The 23043-nt window shown below is 40.4% G+C and carries 20 protein-coding genes; 11 read left to right on the top strand and 9 right to left on the bottom strand.

Translation table 11 applies throughout. The annotated features are described in order from the left end of the window. Positions 1-48 precede the first annotated feature (48 nt). The 9 genes from NPUN_RS36220 (at position 49) to NPUN_RS36260 (ending at position 12182) form a co-directional block, all read left to right on the top strand. On the top strand, positions 49-840 hold the full coding sequence (locus NPUN_RS36220; RefSeq protein ID WP_012413321.1) for a hypothetical protein: 792 nt from the start codon (positions 49-51) through the stop codon (positions 838-840). After that, on the top strand, positions 837-2402 hold the full coding sequence (locus tag NPUN_RS36225) for a TrbI/VirB10 family protein (RefSeq protein ID WP_012413322.1): 1566 nt from the start codon (positions 837-839) through the stop codon (positions 2400-2402). Before NPUN_RS36220 ends, NPUN_RS36225 begins: the two co-directional genes overlap by 4 nt. Next, the gene (locus NPUN_RS36230) at positions 2399-3154 is read left to right on the top strand and encodes a hypothetical protein (RefSeq protein WP_012413323.1); all 756 of its coding nucleotides are present in this window, start codon (positions 2399-2401) and stop codon (positions 3152-3154) included. Before NPUN_RS36225 ends, NPUN_RS36230 begins: the two co-directional genes overlap by 4 nt. Continuing rightward, positions 3151-4350, top strand: a complete 1200-nt coding sequence (locus NPUN_RS36235; RefSeq protein WP_012413324.1) for a hypothetical protein — start codon at positions 3151-3153, stop codon at positions 4348-4350. The genes NPUN_RS36230 and NPUN_RS36235 overlap by 4 nt, the downstream gene beginning before the upstream one ends. Position 4351: 1 nt before the next feature. Continuing rightward, positions 4352-6091, top strand: coding sequence for a type IV secretory system conjugative DNA transfer family protein (locus NPUN_RS36240; RefSeq protein WP_012413325.1), 1740 nt, complete (start codon positions 4352-4354; stop codon positions 6089-6091). A gap of 40 nt (positions 6092-6131) precedes the next feature. Beyond that, positions 6132-6623 (top strand): relaxase/mobilization nuclease domain-containing protein, encoded by a 492-nt coding sequence (locus NPUN_RS36245; protein WP_012413326.1) that lies wholly within the window; start codon positions 6132-6134, stop codon positions 6621-6623. Between the two features lie 127 nt (positions 6624-6750). Next, positions 6751-7158 (top strand): four helix bundle protein, encoded by a 408-nt coding sequence (locus NPUN_RS36250; RefSeq protein ID WP_012413327.1) that lies wholly within the window; start codon positions 6751-6753, stop codon positions 7156-7158. 109 nt (positions 7159-7267) lie between these two features. Further along, positions 7268-11377 carry a DUF3854 domain-containing protein gene (locus NPUN_RS36255; RefSeq protein ID WP_012413328.1) on the top strand — a complete coding sequence of 1370 codons (4110 nt, stop codon included), beginning with the start codon at positions 7268-7270 and terminating at the stop codon, positions 11375-11377. 22 nt (positions 11378-11399) lie between these two features. Continuing rightward, positions 11400-12182, top strand: a complete 783-nt coding sequence (locus tag NPUN_RS36260; RefSeq protein ID WP_012413329.1) for a hypothetical protein — start codon at positions 11400-11402, stop codon at positions 12180-12182. On the opposite strand, the gene NPUN_RS36265 is transcribed toward NPUN_RS36260, so the two are convergent. Together NPUN_RS36265 and NPUN_RS36270 are read right to left on the bottom strand one after the other, a co-directional pair. Beyond that, the gene (locus NPUN_RS36265; RefSeq protein WP_041566694.1) at positions 12179-12421 is read right to left on the bottom strand and encodes a hypothetical protein; all 243 of its coding nucleotides are present in this window, start codon (positions 12419-12421) and stop codon (positions 12179-12181) included. The genes NPUN_RS36260 and NPUN_RS36265 overlap by 4 nt on opposite strands. Further along, complete coding sequence (locus NPUN_RS36270; RefSeq protein WP_012413331.1) at positions 12405-13169, bottom strand: sensor histidine kinase; 765 nt, start codon at positions 13167-13169, stop codon at positions 12405-12407. Before NPUN_RS36270 ends, NPUN_RS36265 begins: the two co-directional genes overlap by 17 nt. Before the next feature lie 257 nt (positions 13170-13426). On the opposite strand from NPUN_RS36270, the gene NPUN_RS36275 reads away from it, so the two are divergent. After that, the gene (locus NPUN_RS36275) at positions 13427-14080 is read left to right on the top strand and encodes a response regulator (protein WP_012413332.1); all 654 of its coding nucleotides are present in this window, start codon (positions 13427-13429) and stop codon (positions 14078-14080) included. Between the two features lie 89 nt (positions 14081-14169). Here the strand turns inward: NPUN_RS36275 and NPUN_RS36280 are convergent, their stop codons facing one another. From NPUN_RS36280 to NPUN_RS36300, 5 genes are all read right to left on the bottom strand, one after another. Continuing rightward, positions 14170-14778, bottom strand: coding sequence for a DUF6753 family protein (locus tag NPUN_RS36280; protein ID WP_012413333.1), 609 nt, complete (start codon positions 14776-14778; stop codon positions 14170-14172). A 186-nt stretch (positions 14779-14964) separates the two neighbouring features. After that, complete coding sequence (locus NPUN_RS36285) at positions 14965-15663, bottom strand: hypothetical protein (RefSeq protein WP_012413334.1); 699 nt, start codon at positions 15661-15663, stop codon at positions 14965-14967. Positions 15664-15671: 8 nt separating this feature from the next. Continuing rightward, positions 15672-16856 carry a P-loop NTPase family protein gene (locus NPUN_RS36290; protein ID WP_012413335.1) on the bottom strand — a complete coding sequence of 395 codons (1185 nt, stop codon included), beginning with the start codon at positions 16854-16856 and terminating at the stop codon, positions 15672-15674. A 30-nt stretch (positions 16857-16886) separates the two neighbouring features. Beyond that, positions 16887-17213 (bottom strand): hypothetical protein, encoded by a 327-nt coding sequence (locus NPUN_RS36295; protein WP_012413336.1) that lies wholly within the window; start codon positions 17211-17213, stop codon positions 16887-16889. A gap of 149 nt (positions 17214-17362) precedes the next feature. Further along, entirely contained in the window at positions 17363-17776 is a 414-nt protein-coding gene (locus NPUN_RS36300) for a DUF192 domain-containing protein (protein WP_052304750.1), read from the bottom strand. 65 nt (positions 17777-17841) lie between these two features. Between NPUN_RS36300 and NPUN_RS36305 the strand changes: the two genes are divergently transcribed. Then, positions 17842-18735 carry a transposase family protein gene (locus tag NPUN_RS36305; RefSeq protein WP_012406904.1) on the top strand — a complete coding sequence of 298 codons (894 nt, stop codon included), beginning with the start codon at positions 17842-17844 and terminating at the stop codon, positions 18733-18735. 154 nt (positions 18736-18889) lie between these two features. On the opposite strand, the gene NPUN_RS36310 is transcribed toward NPUN_RS36305, so the two are convergent. Both NPUN_RS36310 and mobV read right to left on the bottom strand, forming a co-directional pair. Continuing rightward, on the bottom strand, positions 18890-20512 hold the full coding sequence (locus tag NPUN_RS36310; RefSeq protein WP_012413337.1) for an ATP-binding protein: 1623 nt from the start codon (positions 20510-20512) through the stop codon (positions 18890-18892). Between the two features lie 107 nt (positions 20513-20619). After that, positions 20620-22326 (bottom strand): MobV family relaxase, encoded by a 1707-nt coding sequence (gene mobV / locus NPUN_RS36315; RefSeq protein ID WP_012413338.1) that lies wholly within the window; start codon positions 22324-22326, stop codon positions 20620-20622. Positions 22327-23043: the final 717 nt, after the last annotated feature.

Raw genomic sequence — 23043 nt, forward strand, 5'->3', positions numbered from 1 at the left:
CCGGCTCCGCTCCTGGATTCTGACTCCTGAATTCTGACAATAAAACCTATGCTGAATCAAAAAAGTAAAACTCAACCCAGAGAACCATTACAACTACTTAGTTACAACAAATACGTGACAACACGAGTTGGAATAATCTCTTTAGTTGGGTTTTCAATGGCGGGATTTTCCCTCTTATTACAATTTCTCAATTATGGGGCAATCAGCATACTAAATCAAAAGCAATTAGCCCTGGTACAACTATCATCAGGTGAGACGATTTCCGCTAGGGCAGTAGACCCTGGGCAACGCTCTGATGAAGTGATTAGAAAGTTTATTTCTGATACCTTCATTAAGATGTTTAATTGGGATGGGATAGTACAAGTTTTCAATGAAAAAGGCGAACCTATTACTAAACAAGATACTGGGGTAGAAGTAGGCAAGATTAATAATAAATCTAATAGTCGAGTCACAAGTAAAGCTTATGATGCTGCCTTTGCTTTGAGTGAAAATGGAGGATTTAGAGCCGCATTTCTGAAAAAATTAGCCTCAATTACTCCGACGAGCATATTTAATGGTGATACGCAAGTATCTTTAATCCCTAGATTTATTTCACAGCCACGGCAACTCAGGGATGGAAAATGGGAAATAGATTTTATTGGGACGCTGGTAACTTTTGAACGTAGTGATAATTCCGGCAAAGGGATTACTTTTAATAAAACCATTACACTTTCATCAATTTCTAATCCAGAGTATATCCCAGCTAACACTAGCGAATTAGCTAAGAAAATCTACGCCACCCGGAGAGCCGGATTAGAAATTACCGAAATTGTCGATTTAGATTTGGGCAAAAGGAAATGAGTGAAGAGAATAATAAAAATGGGTCTGTATCGACTTTAGAGGATTTGCTGAATCTAGATGATGCTAATAAAACTAATGGTAAAAAAGCACCAGAACCGGAAAGTTTATTAGTAGCGACTAAGCACACAATTGTCACTTCTCCTTGGTCAAGACTAGCAATAATTGCTGTCCCTTTTGGAGTTGGATTTTTAGCGATATTTTTGATGCTCAATGGTGTTTTCAATCCCGCACCAGCACCAAAGATTGCTCTGAAAACGCAGGAAATACCGACCACTGAACAAGCCCAAGAAAGTGATGAGGGAGACGGTGATGCGCGTGCAAAACTCGCTCTGTCGGATCAAGAAGATGAGTTAGGTCGCATTAACAAAAATAAATTTGACCAACCAGCGCCAGTACCAGTTTCTCAAACTAAAAAGGTCGTGCCATCTAGCCCACCATCTCCACAACCTGCGCCACGTTCTGTTCAAAATACACAACCACGTCGCGTAACTCAGACTGCACCACAGCCGATTAGAACCTACACTCCGCCACCAACACACACGAGTTTTTCTCCAAGACCATCTATATCTGCACGGACACTCACGCCCCTAGATCCCCTTGAGCAATTGAACAAACTCCGCAGCATCGGTTCTTATGGCAAAATCGCCTACACCGAAACTAGCACCAGTAAACAATCTTCATTAGATCCATATCTTGCTCAAGCTCAAGCAATTCAAAATCAACCGAATGAACAAACAGATACAAACAATTTTGACCAAACCACGCCGCAAAACTTAAGCGAGTCGATTGAAAAGATCCGCCCCAGGTGGCAAGCAACTTCTAAAGTTAACAAGATTACTTTAGCTAACAATTATTTACCTCAAGAAAGCCAAATTCTCCAAGGTAAGCAAACTCGTTATTTGACAGTTGGCACTTTTGCTAGTGGTGTCCTTGTTACATCTTTAATTCAAGCCACAGTTAATAATTCAGGGCAGACACAGACACAGACACAAACGCTAACCTCTAATAACACTAGGTCTGTTGCTCGACTGCAAGAGGATTTACGCGATAACTATGGGCAAGTGGCAATTCCTTCGGGAACAATGTTTGCAGTCGAGTTAGCTTCGGTTGATGGCGGCAGTTACGCTGTTGCTTATGTCAGAGCGATCATCAAAGACAATACAGAATATCCGATTTCTGCGGGTGCGATTTCCGTGACAGGAGTTGGTGGTAGACCCCTAATAGCTCGGAGATTTCAAGACAGGGGTGGCGAGATTGCACGAAATGACTTGTTTGGCGGTGCTGTGTCTGCATTGGGGAAGGTTGGGGAGATTATGAACCAACCGGATAGTGAAGAAGAAATTCTTGATGAATCCACAGGCAGGATTCGCACACGTAGTAGTGGCAATCAGCGCAATATTACTGGTGCGTTAATGTCAGGTTTTTTTGGTCAAGTTAGTCAAAATCTTAGTCAACGCAATCAACGTGCTACTAAAGAAATTACTTCTCGCCCTAATACTTGGTTTATTCCACAGGGAACCAAAGTTACCTTTAATGTAAATCGTTCTTTAGAGTTGCCATGAAAAGCATAATTAGCACGGTTACAAGCGGCACTCTAGCGTTAGCGATTGCCCTGACTCCAATATCCACAATTGCCGCCCCAGTTGTTCGCACTATCTTTCAATCAATGGCTAGTGGAGAGCAGGCCAAACTACAAACTATCAACGTCTGGAATGGTCACGGGGTAGCAATTTCTTTCTATGAAATTGGCGAGACAATTAAAAAAGTTTGGTTAGATGACCCATCGCAAATCCTGCTTGACACAGATGGTTGCTTAGAGGGACTGGATCAGAATTGCTCTAAAGGAGGCGCTGGGCTGATTCATCTGCGACGGATCAAGAAAGTAAACATTCCCGGAATACCGCAAACATCTACCACTTTGTTAACAGTAATTACGCAGTCATCCTCTGGTGAGCGTAAAGCTTACAGCTTTCGGTTAGCAACAAGCAATGGCACTCCTAAATATAGTCAGGTGGCGATCAAGGCTGATGTGGCACGAGAACAAACAACCCCAAAACCTCAATTGCAATCATTAGTTAAAACACAGCAAACAATTAACCAAATTCGAGGCGGTATTGTTGTCGCTATTAAAAGTGGATGGATTCTTCAGCAAGATGAACTACACCAGCGCTTGCAAAAGTTAATTGGTTATTTACAAGCAGGTGATGACATTTCTACTGCTACTAATAAGGCTTCTGTCTCTGAAGACTTAGTTAACAAATTAATTGCTTTGAATAATAATTCTGATAACTTAAGACAAGGTAATAGTTTATGAAATCATCTTTTCGCCTCAATGATAACGCCTTACGTTACCTAATCTTTTTTAGTTTAGTAGGTAGCTTATTGATTCATAGTTTCATAAGATATGAGCTATTGAACTCTTTTGTAGGCTTTTTGCTGCCCAAGGCTTCAGCACAAGTACCCATTGTAAATTCTCCTAATGGGTTTACTCCTGATTGGTCGCGCTTTCGTTTTAGCGACATGATTATTTCTGTAAGTAGCAGTGTTACCTACCCAGGCACAAAAGGTACAGAAAGCAGAACTTGGACGGCAGGACAAAGCATTAGCGAGTTTATGGAACTGGGAGATTTTGAAACACCTCAATTAGCAATAGAAAATTTAAATCTCTCAATCATAGCTTCAGCACAAGGAATCAATTTAAGTGGGTTAACATTAGATGATTTTCAATTAACCCAATGGCAAACTTTACCATCTTTAACCGAAGCGATTCCTGGCTTAGGTAATAGAAATGTTACAAGTGTTAAACCTGTGAGCGATTTTTTGAGAAGATTTGGAATTACTGGGGGCACAATCGGTAACGCCAGCCGAAATTCTCGTTTACGTGACGTTCCATTAGGAAGAGTAATAAATTTAAAAAATTACTCACTAACATCTATTTTCGACATTGAAAACACATCTATTAATAGATTTGGAAATTGGCAAGACTCCAAAATTAATGGAGTACCTGGACTATCAACTTTGACATGGGATAATTTGCCAGGACTACGAACACTTGACCTTTCATTTGTTGCCAAAGTTGATCTGCCATTGGGAGATATTGAAGCTAACCGCACACGCTCCATATCTGGTAGCTACCAAGATGGCTTTAATGTTCCCTGTCTACAAAATAATTGCGCTCATACGGAAATGTCAGGCATTGGTAAGACTACTGGAACACAGTGGATATCTGGGAAATCCCAAAAGGTTAATGGTGGATTTGGCATTTTAAAAGCTCTCAATGGTGGTAAAGAGCCTACTGGTCGAAACCCCTTTGGCTCCAGCTTTAAGCAAGTAGTTTGGAATATTGATGAAGGCAGTGGTTCTGTCGAGACTACTATGTTTTTCCGTATCTGCAAAACCATCCCCTTCATTGGTCGCACTTGCAGCCCCTACTTCATAGGGCCTGTACCTTTTATTGCCTACCAGGAGAAAGACCCTATCGTTCTTGGTCAACCTAATTCTTTACCTTAAAATGAGCAAATCTTTCAAAATAAATAGCGCTAATCCTCAAGGATTTCGATTTGAGCGATTACAAAATCATAATGACGCAATTGGCAAGTACACTCACTCTCTTTTCACCCCCAATGGACTAACAGTTTTGTCCTTACTTGGTGCTTATATTTTGATGAGGGTATTTTTTGGCGATGGTAACAAAAAGAAAATCGCTACCTCTTATTGGGGTGGTGGTAAAGAAACTGCTACTGCTCAGAAAAAAGCCATCTTGCAAATCGTCAATCCCCAATGTGATAGTGCGGCACTTTACATTGGTAAGCATCAGGGAAAAGGTGGTGGCGCTACTTTCTATATACCTGACGTGCAACGAGGTACAGCCGTCATCGGCGCTCCCGGTAGTGGAAAAACATTCAGCGCCATCAACCCGATGATTTACTCGGCAATTGATCAGGAATTTCCATGTATAGTTTATGACTTCAAATACCCATCTCAAGCGAAAGTTGCTGCTTATGCTAAATATAAGGGCTATGATGTTCACATCTTTGCACCGGGATTTCCTGAATCTGAAGTCTGCAATCCTCTAGATTTTCTCCGGGATAGTAGTGATGCCGAATCGTCCCGACAAATTTCTACTGTTATCAATAAGAATTTCCGACTTCTGGGCAATTCAACTGAAGACGGTTTCTTCGGCCCATCTGGTGATCAGTTGACTCAGGCAATTCTGATGTTAGCTAAAGAATTCGGTCAATTCGCAGATGTTATGACTTGCGCCGCGATACTTTCTAGCGAACAAATGGTCAAACGCCTCATGGCTGCTTCTCTCAATCCTTGGGTAAAAATTGCTTTTGGGCAACTGTTCAGCTCTGCTGCATCTGAAAAAACTGTTGCAGGCATTGTTGCTACCGCCAGTATCATGTTCACTCGCTTTATGGCGAAAAACACACTAGGCTGCTTCATTGGAAAGACGACTTTACCTTTAGAAATTAAAGGTAAGCAAATGATTATCTTTGGGTTGGACAGAGAACGCCGAGATGCAGTAGGGCCTCTCATGACCAGCATTTTACACATGACCATCGCCCGAAATATTGCTTCTCGCCGGAAAGATCCACTGATCGTTGCACTGGATGAATTACCGTCTATTTATCTGCCTGATTTATATAGATGGCTGAATGAATCTCGTTCTGAGGGCTTCTGCGGTATTATCGGCTTCCAAAATATGGGGCAGCTTGAGAAGAACTACGGTAAGGATATTGCTAAAGCTATCCTTGGTGCTTGCAGCACTAAATTCATTTTTAATCCTGGTGAGAACGAGTCGGCGCAATTGTTTTCCAGCTTCTTAGGTGATGAAGAGATTAAGTACAAGCAAAAAAGCCGTTCTACTGGTAGTAAAAATAATAGCACTAGTATTAGTGACCAAGAAAAAACTAGAAAGCTTTTTGAATCGGCTCAGTTTCTCAAACTAATTGCTGGTAAATGTGTTTTTATTAATCCGGCTTATGCCAATAAAAAGGAGGGGTCTGTTCCTTTACTCAAAACCATCAAAATTAATGAGTCACTCAAAAATATTGATAAATACAATCAACTTAAATGGGCAAGGATTGTCAGTTTATTAGCTAGAAAGAGTACACAGAAGTTTCCCTCTGGGCAAGATTTAGCTTTGCGAGTTAGGCAAGTTGATTCACGCTTCCCCATTCCCCAAAACTCTCAAGTTTCTAATCCTAATCTAACATCACAAGATGTTGACACTATGGTTTTCTAATATCGGGTTTTTATATCAAGCACATAATGAGATAACAATTATGAAAATAATGATTGAAGAACTGAAGATTGATAATTTTGGCTTCATTGAAACTTTATCCCAACAGTATATTCTCGCCAATGGTAGTTTTATTGATATTAATCATCCCCTGCCTCAGATTATTGATGACTTTAATACCTTATCTGGTACTAGACCAAAGCTGAGAAATTTAGGCATATATAATCTCATCAGTTTAAAAAACATTTATATTCAACTAAACCAAGAAGCTTGCCTGAAAATTGTTGACCAATATATTCACGGTATCGGCTGGCATGATTTGCAGTATATCTGTTTTTTAGATATTCAATCTAGCAATATTTATATTCATATTATTTTTAATCGCGTTACACCCCAAGGTAAGCTCATCGATATCAAATGCTTGGGGGCTAACTGGCAACAATATGAGGTTCTGCGCCAATCTTGTTCTCTGGTCATCGACAACCCCGTTCATAACAAATATTTGCAAAGACGATTCTGCAACTGTTGTGGTTAAACAAGAATGTAAGAGGGGAAGCTCTTGAGGCTCTTGAAGCAGGGGGCAAGGGGGGCAGGGGAGCAGGGGAGCAGGGGAGCAGGGGGAGAAAGAGATTGTTTAATAAATAGAAGATACAAGGAAAGAAATGAATAAACAGGCTATTAAAGATCATAAGGATTTAGAAGTTTATAAAATGGCATTTGATACAGCTATGCGGATTTTTGAACTTTCTAAAAGTTTCCCGATAGAAGAAAGATATTTATTAACAGATCAAATTCGTAGATCATCCCGTTCTGTATGTGCAAATTTTGCAGAGGCATGGAGAAAACGGCGATACCAAGCAGCATTTGTAGCTAAATTAAATAACTGTGTTCGCGGAGCGTGTCGCAGACAAGCAGAGTCAGCAGAAACTCAAACTTGGATTGAGTTTGCTGTTAAATGCAACTATCTTAATGTTGAATCTGGCAGAGAATTGTATGGAGCCTATAATCGCATTCTTGGTGGTTTAGTCAACATGATTAATAATCCATCACCTTGGCTAATAAAACATTAGCTCCCCCTGCCCCCCTGCCCCCTGCTCCTCCTCTCCCCCTGCTCCTCCTCTCCCCCTGCTCCCCCTGTCCCCTGTACTCACAAGAGGCAATCCTTACACCCTAATAAATATGTTTGACGAAAGGCATTTACAACTAAGTTCTGCTTATGCTCATAGCAGTGAGTATTTTATCCGTAATGTGATTTATCCTCTAGCTAAATATATTGATGAATATATTAAGCAGAAAGTTGAAGCTTCTATTAATAAAAGGCTGTATTGGGAGCAGGGGAAACAGACTTATGCCATGAGTCGGGATGAAAACGGTGGGTGGAAGTGGGAGAAATATGACCCCAAGGCTAATCAGTTTGTGTCTCCACCGGTAAGCGTTCAGAAGCAAGCAGCTTCTTCGCTTGCAGAAGCTGTATCTCAGTATGCAAGAATTCCTCGCTCTGAGATAGTGGTAGAAGACACTACACAATATACCGAAGATTCTATTACTCAACCGATAAAAGCTCAAACAGAGAAAATAAATTATTTTGCCAAATCTTTAGGTCTAAAAATTAAAGCTGACCATCAAACCTTTGTTGCTAATGTCAAAAGTAATGGCAAAATCGGTTTCTCACTAATTGATGATAAAATTAATAAAATAATTCCTGACAACAGATTTGCCGTCGAAATTCAAGCAGATGTCAATAAATACTTAGCCGAGTCTTTTACAGCATTAAATATTAATATAAAGGCGCTTAATAGAATTGAGGAAAACTTTGTTTATCAGCTAGATAAAGAGATTAATAATTATTTAAAAGATTGTTTGACTAGCTTTTTGTCTCCTATTGAGGCAAGTAATGTGAAAAAAGACAATCAAAATAACCAATTAAATTCACAAGCTCAAGATATTCCCTCAGCCCCCGCACACATAGATACGCAGCACTGGCAAGAACTAGTAGGAAAAAGTGGGATCGCCCCTGGCATTGCCGAGATGAACTTTAAAAGTTTGCACATTGACCCGATAGAACAGGAGCATCTTGCATGGGAACATCTGTTGTACAGCAACAATATCAAACGCCTCAATACAGGGCAATTATCTAAGGGGTGGCGTGACGCATATTCTCATATCGAAGCTGGTGGTTGGTGGTGTAAGTCTGGTGTAGACCCCGCCCAATTCGAGCAGTTAGCACCAGCAACACAATCAAGTTGGAAAGCCTGGGGGTGCTATAAGCCCAATCAACCGCGACCAAAAACGGAGAATAAAGATGGTAAATCTGTAGTGATTCCAGGGAAATTTACCAAATATGAACATCCACCAGGAGTTGAAAAAAGTATCTTTCTACTTGATGTCCCAGACGATATTGCACAAGGTATTTACCAAAAAGCGCAAGTTAATCCCACCGATAGCGATCGCAAAAGTAGCTTTTGGTACTGTGTTTGGAAGCACAATATCCCAGTCAGCATTACTGAGGGAGCCAAAAAAGCAGCTAGTCTGTTAAGCCAAGGTGATGCAGCAATTGGATTAGCAGGAATTAACGGCGGCTACTATAAAACTAAGAAGCTTGAAAATCCTGTTGAGAATAAAATTAATACAAAGGAAAGTGAGCAGGGTGCAACACTTGCTGCCATAGAGTCAGATGAAACTAAGGCTATTGATGACAACGAAATTGAAGTACTGGAAAATCAAGCACCCGACGACGAAATTGACAACAAGAGTGCAAAAAGTAATGCTACTCACTTTTTGCATCCTGAGTTAGCAGTTTTTGCTACTACAGGGCGAGAGTTCAAAATCTGCTTTGATTTTGATAGCAGCATCAAAACCAAGAACAATGTTGATGCTGCCACTTTGCGTACTGGACAATTGCTAGAGGAGGCGGGTTGCAAAGTGAGTGTGATTTCCCTACCTGGGCCAGATAAAGGTGTGGATGATTATATCGTCGCTCAAGGGAGTGAAGCTTTTGCCCTGTTACAGTCCCAAGCTTTACCCTTAGAACAATGGGATGATTTGCGCCATCTGGAATCACGCTCAACTATCAAGCTCAAAGATGGTACAACCAAGAAAGTTGGCGACAAAAATCAGGCTGCTGCAATTGCACAAGAGATTGTCTCACCAGACAACGAATCTCAGCAAGAGAATTTAATTGCTCAAACACCTTCCTCATCTGTTAATCAACCAGCACAAGAAAACAAATCTCCTGATGAAAGTTCCAAAGCGCTTGCATCCGAGCTAAATATTTCGCTATGTAATCTCCAGGTTAAGACTTCTTCATCATCTGCTAAATCTAGTCAACTACAACAGCAACCTTCATCAGCAAATCAAAGAACTTCATTCGCATCTAACGCAAGACAACAACACAACGATACTGTTGCCCCAGTATCGACCGACAACAAGCAATCTCCGCCATTAGATACCACAACCCAGAATCAATCAGCCTCTCAAAATCAACAACCAACCAACACAACCACCCAGTTATCAACACAGCAAACAGAAATTAATGCTGGTTCATCTAGCTGGTTTCCTTGGAAGAGGAAGAAACCAATAAATGAAACTCCTCCCCTAAAACCAATTCCGAATTGGGCTAAGACGCAGGATGTTACCCTTTACCAACGCAACTACCGACGACGACAACTTGAGGATACAGAAAATCAAGCGATGGCACAGGCGGCTGTTGCCTTAGTCAAAAAATATGGTGTGGAAACTAAAGACAATCAGCTAACTTACCAAGCCGATGCTTTCATTATTAACAAAAAAGGCGAAGATTACACTATTTACCGTCGCCACGATAATAAGCCGTTGATGACCTTCATGGCAGATCGTTGGAGCCAGGTGCGACGGGTGAATCTGGCTCAAGATTTTAATACCAAAAATTATCCGATTAATATCCTGCCTGTTGAGAGGCAAGAATTTTTGTTGATCGCAGATTATCTCAAATCTGGTAAACAATTACCTTCAGTCGATGATGACCCACGTAAAATTGCTTCTGTCTTGAGTTCGGTTTCACCTAGTGGCACACACAATATTTTAGAAAGTTTCAAACAACCTCAAGTGTTACAAGTGATGATGGGTGCTATCCGAAACTTCGAGAAAGATGACTTAACCTTGGATAATTACCGCATTCTCTTCCAGCAAGGAGCGGGTGGCAAATCTACACTACAGCTATTCAAAACTGAACTTGGGGGTCTGCAAAGGGAAGCCGTAAGATTTGAATTTGAGCGTACTGAAACTGGGATGACTCACCAAGTCAAAGCTTTGGCTATCACTGAAGCTGATTTGGAAAAGTTGGGTTTGCTGTCCCAAAAACTACATATTAATTACAAAACATTATTTGGCAACCCGACAGACACCCGTAATATCGACTTGCCCGTTCATCCCGAAATTACCCGTAATTTAGACGAGGAGCAGTCACACCAATCTACTCAATCTACGCCCAACGTAACAGATCGCAAGACACAATCAAACCCACAAGAAGCAAGTTTTAATTTTCCAAAACAACAGAACGCTGTATCACACTCAACTACACCAACACCTAACAGCACAACACCATCACAACCAAATTTTTCTTCTAACTTAGATAAAGTTTTACTACCACTACATCCAGTTTTGAAACAGTATTGGGAGCAGTTAGAAAAAGATGGTTCAAGTCATGAGACTGTAGTGCAAGGACATTTAGAATTTCAATCTAAAATTCAGCAAACTGGAAAGTTAACTGTTGGTGAACAGCGTGAACTTTACCAGCAAATTCAAAACCAAGCCTGGAGTGAGATAAATCACTTTCGGCGTACTGATATTGTGCTTCCACCATTAGCCCACATTGTTAATGATTTGCGATCGCAGGCTTTTCAAGAACCACAGCCACAGTTTTCTTCTGAAGAGAAGCGTGATACACTCGTGCCTCTTCACCCTGACATCGCCTCTCATTGGCACGGTTTAGAAACTAATAAAACTTGGTCTAGTGTTGCCAATCAGTACAACAACCCTTTGCGGGAAAAACTTTCAAAAACTGGCAAGCTGACTATTGGGGAGCAACGTGAACTTTACCAGAAAATTTTCCTTCAAAGTCAATTCGAGCAGCAGAACATTGGGCAAACGAATATCTCACTTCCTCCTTTGAATGATGTGATTCAGGATTTGCTCAATACTCGTAGCCAGGTTATTAACAATACCTATACCCCCAAGGTTGAAGTACATTCCCAAAAATCTCGCACTCCACAACAACCTACTACCACTAATTCACAAGAATTAGAATTGTAATCAACAGTTGTCAATTACACTTATGCAATCTAGCTCAGTGGCCCAAACCATCACTACCATCAACCGCAACAGTGGCTTTTCTGACAACCAAATGGCTTACAGACTGGCGCTGATGATGGAGAAATACCCACTTTCACAATCAATACACTCAACCCCCGCACTAGACCCCATACAGCGCGAGAATATTATTGGTGAGGTGAGAAATACTCTATCTCTTACGCAAAATGCTGAAAGTACTGAAGATTACAGGCAATCCCTTAAGGAAAAATACCGCCAAGAGTACGCCCAAAAATTTGGTTTAAACAAATCCGAGGAAACACCTGATATAGATAACTCAACAAGAGTTGAAGATTTGATCAATGAAAAGAAAAAGACATTCTTGCAGCAGATATTAGAAACTAAAGGGCGCAAACTACCTTTTGTTGACAGCCAACAGTCAAAATCGGTTGAGAGTGATTTTGATCAGGTTGCTAAAAAGTCTCTCATTCCTGCACTAATGAATATTATCGTTACAAAGGGACAAGATACTATTGGCGGTCGGGTCTATGAAGGTATGGCTTATCAATTAAATTTGTTGATGAGAGAAGGTATGCAGCGTCTGACTGTTTGGCGCAAAAGTGATAATCAATCGGCTTTTAGTGCTTATAAAGTAGATACTAAGGAAGAATACAAGGTAATACACAATCACCTTTCACCACAAGAAACACAAAAGCTGATCAACTTTGATATAAGAGTGCAACAGCAACAGCTACCGTCACAGCAACAACAAAACGAGCCATCTCCTGACGGCCCAGAGTTAGACTAACTAAAATACCCGACAAACAACCCAAGAATGTACGCACTTACTAAGACATATCGCTTCATCACCCGCTCAAATTGTGACCAGGGTGAGATGATGACAGCTAATACTATGTAAAATAATGCTTGTAGAAAATCGTTGTGCCCCAGTTTGATGATTGCCGCTATCATCAAAGCCGCAAAAATTAGAAATTCCACTCCTGTTTCAATCCTGTCCCAAAGTTTCACATCAGATAGATAGCGCATCTTGTAACCTCTGCGATTTGGGCAACATCCTACCATCAAGCCCATAAATCCCGTCATCTTTGTAAGGAAATATAATGGTGAATTTGGTTCCTTGTTTGGCTACCGAGTTTACGCTTATCTTCAAACCATGAGCATGAGCCACACATAAGGCGATGTACAGTCCTAGTCCCATGCCTGATTGATGTAATAAATTGCTATTTGGCGCTCGCCATAATGGGATAAATATATTTGATAGTTGTTCTGCGGCAATTCCACAGCCGGTATCTTCAATCTCGATCGCTAAATCATCTTCTTGATTGAGCAGCCTTAAAAAGATATCTCCGGCAAGAGTGTACTTAATAGCATTTGTCACAAGATTACACAGCATTCTGTCAATACTTATGCTGTCACCCTGTACTTGCGTTCCATGCTTGTACGATGATTGAGTTTCGTAGTGGAGATTCAAGGAATGATACTGCGCTATTGGCTTGAATAGAGAATAAGTTGTTTGTAAAAAACTCAACATATCAAACTGAGCTACTGTTACTGGTTTAGCTTCTTGAGAGACTCTGTTAGCTTCAACCAAGCTCATACCCCGATCATTAGTATCTCGTAGGGCTATCAGAAATGGTCTGATTTCTTCTAAAGAGTATCCATAAGCGCCATCAATTAACTGATTTACAATCAACGATGCCCCTTTAAAAGAATTTGACACATCATGGAGTAAGGCTGATAAATCCAACTGTTTGCTTAAAACTTCCTGTTGCATAACTATGTTTCCAACGACAGATGGTTATTTTGGCTACTTTTATAAATAAATACTAATTATGTCTATAAGATTTGAGAATGTTTTTATTTTAGTTCTAAAAAAAAATTATTCAATCAAGCTTTAGTAGTAAACTTTCTTCCATTTATCTGGAAAGAGTTCTTCTTGCTTATATTTTATATTACAGACACAAAAAGTAAAAGGCTTAACACCAACAACTATGTTATAAATATTGAGTCATCTTATAATCGAAGTGATCTATGATTCGATTAACGCTCATTGAGGATGAAGAACTCATTAGGTTGGGGATCACTACCGCTATCAATCAACAACCAGATATGGAAATGGTCGGCGTTGCTCGTAGTGGTATTGAAGGGATTAATTTAGTTAAGGAATTAAATCCCGATGTGATTTTGGTGGATATTGGTTTACCCGACATATCGGGGCTAGAAGTGATCAAAGAGGTCAAAATCAATAGCAAGACTAAAATTGTTGTTCTTTCTTCCCATTCTTCTCAAGGTACTGTTCAATCAGCTTTAAATGCCGGCGCTGATTCTTACATTCTCAAAAAGAATAATGTTCCTCTAATTTTGGAAGCAATTAAAACCACATTCTACGATAACAAGTCTTTTTTTGACCCTGATATTAGCCGACATAATTTTTTATTCCAGCAGAAAATTAAGGGGAAGACTTACCAAGATCATCTTAGTGCCACTGAAATGCAAATCATCTCTTTGATGGCAGATGGTTCTTCTAATAAGCTGATTGCCGAGCGGTTATTTATTACTGAAAGTACCGTTAAAGGCCATATTAACAAGATTTTTGCGAAGTTAGATGTCAAGGATCGCGTCAATGCTCTGATTGAAGCTAGTAAACTTGGGTACATCGAACAAGATTACCTGAAAGTAGGTTAGCTACTTATACCAATTCGCAATTCGCAATTCGCAATTCGCAATTAAGAAACTTAGATGCAGCAAAACTTTCCTAATTTACATCTGTTGCCTCATTTTGGAGAATTGGTATTACTCACTTGAATTAAACAATAGCCTTGGGTTTTACTCTGCTGTGTTTGACAGGCTTCAATCGCTGCTTGATTCTTCAAGATGATTTGATACATTTGTTTACCCTCTTGGGATTTTGCCCACTGGAGAATCTTTATCTCGTTACGTGAGACTACTACTGACTGATTCGTTCCTATATTTTGCACCAGATTCCATGTGGTCAGTGAACCCAGCAAGGTACTGCCAGCCGCGACTAATCCACACACAAGAGATACTGTCCCCAATCCCCAGCCTGCCTGCACTTTCATGCCTGTGCCGGTGGGCTTGATTTTTTTGATCTCATCACGTACAGCATTTGACACAACTGTATAATGCATTGATTCGGCTTGTTTGCTTGTCTTATCCAGTTTTTGGTCTATCAGTGCTGCCCACGCCTCTATCATTGCCTCCATTCTTGCCTGGAGGTCTATGATCGTTTCTTCATATCTGCCCAGTGTCGCCATCATCCTAAAAACTGGATCATCTGGTGTAATTCCTAGTTTATATGCCCCTTCAACTATGCGTTTTTGTTCTGATGGGGAGTAGCCTTGTAATGTGTCTTGTACTCGCATTTCTCACAAGCTCCTTTGCGTTTAATGATGAGTAATAAGTAATGGGTAATGAGTAAAGAGTAAAGAGTAAGAAGTAATGAGTAAAAAACAAGAAATAAGATATTGAAGTATTCGCTCATAACTCATAACTCATAACTCATAACTCCTCCATTCGAGGTGTGTTGAGAAATCCGGGTTGTAGTGTCATCAATCAAGCCCTAGATATTTAATAGCCAAATGGTTATTCATCACTGAATGATGAAACTTTTTAATCCACTGAAAAATGAAGCTTCTCCAAAACAAAATTATTGAGAGATCCTGGCAAACTTGTGAATATGGTTTATCAGCCTTTTCCATCGCTTGATAATGATTCCGATGTAGAGCCATTAATTCTACTTCTGTCCCTCCTATGATTAACAGCTTTTTCCGCATCTTCTCCTCATATTCTCTAAACTCTGGCGCAAAATGGTAATTTTTCACTACCACGTAGTTGGCGTTATTAGTCGCGTTCTGGATGATTGCATTTAAGTAATATATACAGTCTTTCCTGTGAGAAATAGGTTGAAGAAATGTTAAATTCCAACCAAATTTTACTACAACCTCAAATAAGCTAGCACTCTCGATATATTGAATTACTTTTTCAATATCTTGTCCGGGCATATCAACAATCATCACATCTAACTCAGGATGATTTAAGTCATCTGTTATTGCATCAGCATCGTCATTTGATAAATTAAACTTCTTAATGGTTGCTATATGTTCATAAGCCTGAAATACAGGGAATGATTCTTGGTTATAAACCTTTATCCGTTTTCCTTGCTGGGCGAATATTTCTAGCAATAGCTTGATAACTGTAGACTTACCCACCCGCGCATCTCCTACAGTTATAATCATTCTCTTTGACATCTTTATTCCTATTCGGATAAAATCTTCTCTATGCCAAATAAATCTTTTTTTGGCTTTATTTGCCCTTTAAAATTGTTCAACCAGCTTAAGACTCTACCAAATACAGACGGATATTCATCTTGTTCAAGTCCTTGTCTAAATGTCAAATTTTTCACATCTAAATAATCGTAGGATTTTTTCGCTAGTTTTGGCATATTTATACTTGTGAAATCATGCCCTGTTGCTTTTACTTGCTGTTCAATTGCTTTTATTTCTTTTGAATTATCATAAAAAGCAAATTGTTCCGCCTCTCCGTAAAACGAATTTTTTACTATTATATAATCCACTCGATCACCGCAGAAACTATATAGTTCTAGTAGTTGAGTTATACAATCAATTATTGTGCTAATAACTACTACTATCGTCACCCGCATTTTACATTTATTATTTACTACATCTAAAAACCCCATCTCGGTTATTAAAATTTTTAAAGTTGGCAGAAATTGTGATGGTGTTTCTAGTAGTATCAAAGATTTTTCCTCTTGATTTTTCCCAGATTCTTTTGATTTGGGATACACTAATTCTTTTAAATTATCTACAAATTCGTCTAATTTATCTGAGTTAGATATATCTAAACGATGAATATTTGCAGCTTTTTCATAAAATCTGATCAAGTGTGGATTAGAATTATCCGCGTCTAACCCGACAAAGTTTACTGCGTTATCTATGTAAGTTTGCGCTAAACCTCTGGCAAAGGTTGACTTACCAACACCTCCTTTATCTCCTGTCACCATTACTAATCTTCTTAGTTGTTCTGGATTATCTTTATTCTTGTTATTCTTATTATTACTTTCGGATACTGGATTATTAGACTGTGTATTAATAGTCTTTTCTTCTATCGTATTGTTAAGTGCTATATTGTCGGTCACTGGGCTGTATAACTCTGTATTACTAGTCTTTTCTTCTATCGTATTGTTAAGTGCTATATTGTCGGGTGTTAGGCTGTCTAGCTCTGTATTACTAGTCTTTTCTTCTGTCACATTGTTGGGTGGTACATTGTCGGGTGCTGTGCTATCGGGATCTGTATTACTAGTGTTTTCTTCTATCGCATTGTTGGGTGCTATATTGTTAAACTGTGTATTAGTAAAGGGTTGATCTGCCAAATTGTTGCCAGTATTTCGGTTATTATCGTTGGCTATCTTAATAGTCATCATTCTTCTTCCTTTTGATATTGACTAATTGTTTTACAGATACTGTCTTTGAAATATCGGTCGGATTTTAATTCGTACCCAATGCACAAATTTATTAATCAAGTCTGCTTTTACAATCGTCTTCAAGCTATTGATGGCTGTAAAATTTAAAGTTTTTATTTTTACTACCTCTTCTTCAATAACTACATAACGTTCTTGACTGTGAATGTTCATCAGTATTACCTTTTCGTTATTTAGTTCTGCTGCAACGACGTTGAACACATCTTCGGCAAATATCTCTAGCCCTAATGGGGTAGAGATTACTCGCACCGTGCTACCCAAAGGGTGATCAAATTCCCAATATGTCCATACTCTTCCCATAAATAGATTGCCATATTTGATTCAACACACGAAGCTATTTAGGTACTGTTTTTTTCAGTACTATGGTTTCTTGATTTTTCAAAAATACGTTATACAATTACTAGCGATTCTTTTTGGTTTTCAAAGGATTGCTGCTATCAACACCAATATTATTCTTTGGCTGATGATAACGGTTGAATGTTAAGCCGATCACCAACCTTGATATTGGCAGTGCCTGTTGCTAGCTCTAGCACTTGATTGGCAACTTTCCCCTTGTAGATGGGGCAAGGGTTTTTGTAGCACGGTTTGGCATTGTAAACCGCAGTTGTCACCACATTGTCCTTAAGATAAAAGATGTCTAATGGAAAATTTACCTTGTACATCCAAAAAGGCACGTTGTAAATTTCTCCTCCCAGGTTGAATAACATCCCGCTATCACCGTTTAAGGATGAGCGAAATTTCAGCCCTTTCTCTAATTGCTCTGGTGTAGAGGCGATTGAGAGCTTAAATGTGCGATTGCCTTTCGTGAGAATGTGCGTAACTGGTAAATCCTGGGGACGAGTTTGGGCGTAACCCAGCGCCACAGTGCCAATGATAATAGACTTGTCGGGAAATAAGAGAGAATAGACAGCAGTGGTAGGGAAGAATGATGCTGAATATTGAAGGTGCGCTGAAGCAAGACCGACTGTTGAGGGCATTAACTGGGTTGAACCGGAAAGCATTTGATGCCCTTTTGCCCACGTTTACCACGATGTACCTAGATACTCAACAGGCCAAGCCTCGTCAACGTGGCCTGGGTGGAGGACGCAAAGCCCGCTTACTTACAGCCCAAGACAAATTGTTTTTCATCCTTTTCTATTTCAAATGTTATCCGACCTTTGATGTGGCGGGACTGCTCTTTGATATGCATCGCTCCCAGGCACATGAGTGGATGCATCGATTGCAGCCAATATTAGAAGCGGCTTTGGGACAGAAGATGGCGCTGCCGGAACGCCATCTCGAAAGCATTGAAGCATTTTTGTCACGCTTTCCAGGAGTGCAACGAGTGATGATTGATGGGACAGAACGCCCAATTGCGCGACCTCAAGAAAGAGAACAACAACAACAGAATTACTCCGGTAAAAAGAAACGTCATACGCGTAAACACTTGGCGGCAGTTGATGAAACCAAACGGGTCTTGATCTTAAGCAAAGCACGAGAAGGCAAACTGCATGACAAACGTTTTCATGACGAAGATGACATTGCAGGTAGTGTGCCTGATGAAATTCCGATTGAAGTAGACTCGGGCTTTCAGGGATTACAGAAGCAGTATGACAATCTCCATCTTCCTCACAAAAAGCCCAAAGGGGGCAAGTTAAGTGACCTTCAAAAAACGGAGAATCGTCAATTGAGTCAATCCCGTGTAGTTTGCGAAAATGCCTTTGCTGGTGTGAAGCGCTACAACGCCGCCAGTGTCATTTATCGTAATCGGATTGAAAACTTTGATGACCATTTGATGCTGACCGCAGCAGGATTATGGAACTTCTACTTGATGGCTGCTTAAGAGAATCCCAATTACAAGACCAGCATTGCCTCACTTATCTTTTATTTCCCGACAACTCTAATTAATACTCCAGCAACAGGGCCTAGTATGTTCAATAACTTGAAAGCAGCAAGGTATAAATCTTTCTCGTTAGGAATTTTAAGAATTTGCATAATTATCCAAAAATATCAACGTTGCCGAGACTATATATAGATGAATCAATCGGGCTAGATGGAAGGCCATGCAAAGCCGCAATGTTACGCATACTTTCAACTCGGTCAGCTTCACGGATGGCCAGAGGATTCATACTCTGCCTTGCAGCCAGCAATGCCGACAATGTAATCTCAAGTGATGGCAGTTGTTGCAGGGGAGAAACATCGTCGCCAAACATTTCACAGAAAGTAGAGACGGCCGCACGTTCTACAATGGCTTGAATTTCCGCACCCACACATCGCTGCGTGGCTTTGAGTAACCTTTTCCATTCTTCTTCGGTGTACCCATCGCCCCCGTTACGAAAACGAGGATCGAATTTAGCGAGATGGATCTTGAAAATTGAGTGGCGTTCGCCGTAATTTGGGAGATCCACCTTGAAAATCTCGTCGAAGCGTCCGCTTCTGGTTAGCTCTGGTGGTAGCCATTGAATATTGTTAGCCGAAGCGATAATTAAAACCTCACTAGTACGCTCCTGCATCCAAGTTAAAAGCATTCCCGCTAGTCGTTTTGACAAATCATCATCCCCAGCAAATCCTTTGTCGAAGTCGTCCAAATACAGGATTACACGGTTAATTCGGTCTACGAGTGCGAGTAAATTCTTTAGCTTGTACTCAGCCAAATTACCGTAACTGCGGAAACTACCCCACTCCAAAATAATCAGAGGTAGCCCCAATTGTGCAGAACTTGCTTTAGCCGAGTACGATTTTCCTGTCCCCGGTGGGCCGATTAGTAAAATCCCCTTGGGTAAACGAAGATTGTAAGCTTTAGCCAATGAGGATAGAAGGCGCTTATAAGTTTTAAACGCTTGCTGGATAAGTTCTAAACCACCAATGGGTGTGCTTGGAGGTTGGAGAAATTGAATATTATAAATTCGCTTAAACAGTTCGATTTTGTAAGCGGACAGTTTTTCTACTAACTCGTCCGGTGTAATTTCATGATTTGCGATTGCTTGTCTGATTCCATAGCCAATGTCTGCCAAGTACATACCTATTGAGGCGTTCGCTGTCGCATGAATATCGCTGCGGCTGTAATCAGGTAATACTTGGGCTAAGTAACTGCTTATTTCCTCTATAGCTGGCAGTTGTTGCACAATGGTAGGAACTTCGGGGGCAATGTCAGATGACACGGTGGCGTTTGACCCTAAGAGAATCGCTGTCTTGTTAGCATTGCAATTGTACAGCTTTAGGTTAATGAGCGCTGACTTAATCCACTCGGAAGTCAGAAAGAAATCGGGGTCAGTGGTAGACTCTCCCAGCCAGGGGAATATACCTTCTAGTATCAGGATTCCTGATAAATCAGTAGTTTTCCAGAATCGGAGAATTTCAAAGTAATGTTCGCGCCTGCTTTTGGCGATTGCTTGATACTGGTCAACTCTTTGTAAACTTAATCCCTCCTCATTAGTAGATAACTGCTGTAGTGCATCATCCTCCAGCGTCCACAGGTAACAGTTAATGTCCAGGCGCTGGCATTCACTGGCGAGATTTGTCAAAAGTTTGACCCTTTCTTGCAATGGAGACTCGACAGCAATCAGCTTATTGTTAAGCTTAATTAATCCAAATATTTGTTTAATTAACTCATTACTCATCAGGATTTTAACTAATTTTCACCCCAATATTATTGATAGCTAAAACTCTTTACTAGCTACTTTGGTACTGAAAAAATCGGTACTAGAGTAGCTTGACTTTTTTGCAACTATAGCTCTAATTCCTCGTGGTTTTGTTGTGAATAACGTTGTTGCAATTGATGGGAAAAAGTGATTAACTGCGTATTCCAATCCCGACTTTCGCATTTGAGTTGAGTCGAGTGTGGCAGCAGTTCTTTAACAGCCCGTGCCACTGTTGGTTGACTAAAAGCTACCTGTACATAAGGAACATTACGTAATCTTTCAACAGGTAAATTTGAAGTGTCATCTACTGCCATGTAAACTGTTCTGTTTTCTGGTATTCCTTTAACCTGATATTCCAGCATGGCTACTGAAATGGTGTCAATGGGAGAGTCAGACAGTACGACAGTACTAGTTTGTTCGCTAGGCTTTTTCCCCAAAGTAAAGTAAAACCAGCTATCACGGCGAACTGTACCTAACTCATAACCAGAGAAATTATTAGCTGCCCCTTCTAAAAATGCTCCTTTGGTTTTTCCGTTGAGATCCCGCATCACAAAAACTACATTTGCTTTTGAGTCGGCATAAACTAGCCCCTGGTTATGTAACATTTGTACGCAATCAGAAGGTATGCCTCGTTTCTGTTTGAGGTAATGTTCAACGACTGACCAGTTAGCTTTATCCTCAACGGGTAGCGTAAATTGGGGTGCTGGTTGAGTTTGGATAATGTCCGCCGCAACTTTTTGAGCATGAGCGATCGCTGCACGTTGGCCCCCAGCTTCACCAAATCTTTCCCCGATCCATGCGATTGCAGTTGTTTGGTTGCATTGATTAACGTGCTTGACTAAATCAATAGCACTGTTACCCGTTAACGAAGAACCATTGCCAAAGTCAGTAAATTGAGAGGCATCTATATTAATGATGTGGTTTCCTCCTACCCATTCATTCCCTTTACGCCACAGTCCCAACTCCCAAGCAACATCATCTAAAGCTAAATCAGTTGACCATTCGGTAAGTTTTTTTATTGATTGATTATCTTGCTCCAATTGCTCTATCCGCCGCCGTAACTGTTCATTGTCAAGTGCAAGAGCTTTGGCTGTAGCTTCCATCTCTTCCTTACGCTGATTCGCCCTGTCTCGGTCGGCAGCTTTGGCCTTCAATTGCGCTGCACTTAGCTCATCAACTTCTAAATCGCGCCCCTCCTCCACAATCCGGTAAAAGTCTTTGATGTCCTGGTGCTTTGCTCTGCTTCCCTTGATACCGCGCTCTAGTTCAATTAGCCGCATTGTCTGGTAGTACGAATTCTGAAATTCATGAATTTTCTGCCGCCCGTCAAAGAAATGATTGCACCGTAGCTGTCCCTCATCATCCAAAGGCACAAAATAAGCGTGAATATGGGGTGTGGCTTCATCCAGGTGTAACTCGGCGCGGACAATGCGATTGCCATATTCATCCGCTAACCATTGGTGAGTCGCTTCTAGCCAATCATCCAACTTTTGTGGTTCATAGTAACCGGCTTGGGTGGGGCAGTCGGGACGGAAATAACTGGGCGATGCACTCAACAGTAACTCCACGCAGTACACCGCATCAGTGCGAATCTTCCGCTTCTGCTCCGAGTCCCCTATCTTGGCTAAGACTAAATCCTCTAGTCGTTCCTCTGGGTTGAGGCTACCGATGAACCGAATATTTTTTTGAGTGGGATCTGCATTAGGGGTTTCTCTTTCTCGTGCAGTGTGAGATGCACTCCCTGATATGTTACCCCGCTTTAATTTTTTTAATCGCGCGATCGCGTATGCCATTTTTTATCTAAACTAAAATTTGGAAATACAAGTTTTTGGGCTGACTGACTGAGAAACAAATATCACTCAAATTATTGCTGTTTTTTCTCGGTTTCACGCCTATTTTAAAGCCAAATCGCTCAAATACGAAAATGGGGAAATAACCGTAGTAAGTACGACTATCTTAAGCCACCTACAGCAGTTCTGAGGCATTCCACAGGCAATTCTCCCGCTATCCCCAAGATTCCCTTAGTAGCATAGTCACTCTTGACACAATTTCAGCCTAAGTAGGCAACATCCGGCTTTCTGTGATTTGGACTAAAAAACTACGCAATAGCAAGGCTTTCGGGCTGTTTAACTGTCAATAAGGCTTGATTAATGAGAATTAATGGACTGCTCACAGAATTTTTCGAGAATTACTCAAGAATAAAATGGTTGACAACGGAATTTTTTAGCAGTCCCTCGAAGTTAATCAGCGCTAAATTGTAATTTTTAGTAGTGTTTCGTAGCACAAACAGAAAAAAAACTGTTTTTTGAAGTACAAAAACAATACTTTTGTAGTAGGTATTCTCAATAATTTCAAGCCTATTGAGAATACAAGAAACTGGACAAATCGCCTCAAAGCTTTTTGGAGTAAGTTATAGAGGGCAATTTTTCAAAAAAGCGATGTGCAAAATAGCAGACATTTTGTACCTGATTATGAACATTTGATGACAGATATAGCAGTTAAAGGCGTGT

Origin of the sequence: Nostoc punctiforme PCC 73102 (assembly GCF_000020025.1) — a bacterium.
Lineage (GTDB): Bacteria > Cyanobacteriota > Cyanobacteriia > Cyanobacteriales > Nostocaceae > Nostoc > Nostoc punctiforme.

Coding starts and splice junctions, on each gene's coding strand:
- NPUN_RS36290 (WP_012413335.1), bottom strand. CDS start 16,856: ATGATGACTATTAAGATAGCCAACGATAATAACCGAAATACTGGCAAC.
- NPUN_RS36230 (WP_012413323.1), top strand. CDS start 2,399: ATGAAAAGCATAATTAGCACGGTTACAAGCGGCACTCTAGCGTTAGCG.
- NPUN_RS36305 (WP_012406904.1), top strand. CDS start 17,842: ATGCTGAATATTGAAGGTGCGCTGAAGCAAGACCGACTGTTGAGGGCA.
- NPUN_RS36310 (WP_012413337.1), bottom strand. CDS start 20,512: ATGAGTAATGAGTTAATTAAACAAATATTTGGATTAATTAAGCTTAAC.
- NPUN_RS36255 (WP_012413328.1), top strand. CDS start 7,268: ATGTTTGACGAAAGGCATTTACAACTAAGTTCTGCTTATGCTCATAGC.
- NPUN_RS36250 (WP_012413327.1), top strand. CDS start 6,751: ATGAATAAACAGGCTATTAAAGATCATAAGGATTTAGAAGTTTATAAA.
- NPUN_RS36270 (WP_012413331.1), bottom strand. CDS start 13,169: ATGCAACAGGAAGTTTTAAGCAAACAGTTGGATTTATCAGCCTTACTC.
- NPUN_RS36235 (WP_012413324.1), top strand. CDS start 3,151: ATGAAATCATCTTTTCGCCTCAATGATAACGCCTTACGTTACCTAATC.
- NPUN_RS36220 (WP_012413321.1), top strand. CDS start 49: ATGCTGAATCAAAAAAGTAAAACTCAACCCAGAGAACCATTACAACTA.
- NPUN_RS36275 (WP_012413332.1), top strand. CDS start 13,427: ATGATTCGATTAACGCTCATTGAGGATGAAGAACTCATTAGGTTGGGG.
- NPUN_RS36265 (WP_041566694.1), bottom strand. CDS start 12,421: ATGCGCTATCTATCTGATGTGAAACTTTGGGACAGGATTGAAACAGGA.
- NPUN_RS36260 (WP_012413329.1), top strand. CDS start 11,400: ATGCAATCTAGCTCAGTGGCCCAAACCATCACTACCATCAACCGCAAC.
- NPUN_RS36240 (WP_012413325.1), top strand. CDS start 4,352: ATGAGCAAATCTTTCAAAATAAATAGCGCTAATCCTCAAGGATTTCGA.
- NPUN_RS36280 (WP_012413333.1), bottom strand. CDS start 14,778: ATGCGAGTACAAGACACATTACAAGGCTACTCCCCATCAGAACAAAAA.
- NPUN_RS36295 (WP_012413336.1), bottom strand. CDS start 17,213: ATGGGAAGAGTATGGACATATTGGGAATTTGATCACCCTTTGGGTAGC.
- NPUN_RS36245 (WP_012413326.1), top strand. CDS start 6,132: ATGAAAATAATGATTGAAGAACTGAAGATTGATAATTTTGGCTTCATT.
- NPUN_RS36285 (WP_012413334.1), bottom strand. CDS start 15,663: ATGTCAAAGAGAATGATTATAACTGTAGGAGATGCGCGGGTGGGTAAG.
- NPUN_RS36225 (WP_012413322.1), top strand. CDS start 837: ATGAGTGAAGAGAATAATAAAAATGGGTCTGTATCGACTTTAGAGGAT.
- mobV (WP_012413338.1), bottom strand. CDS start 22,326: ATGGCATACGCGATCGCGCGATTAAAAAAATTAAAGCGGGGTAACATA.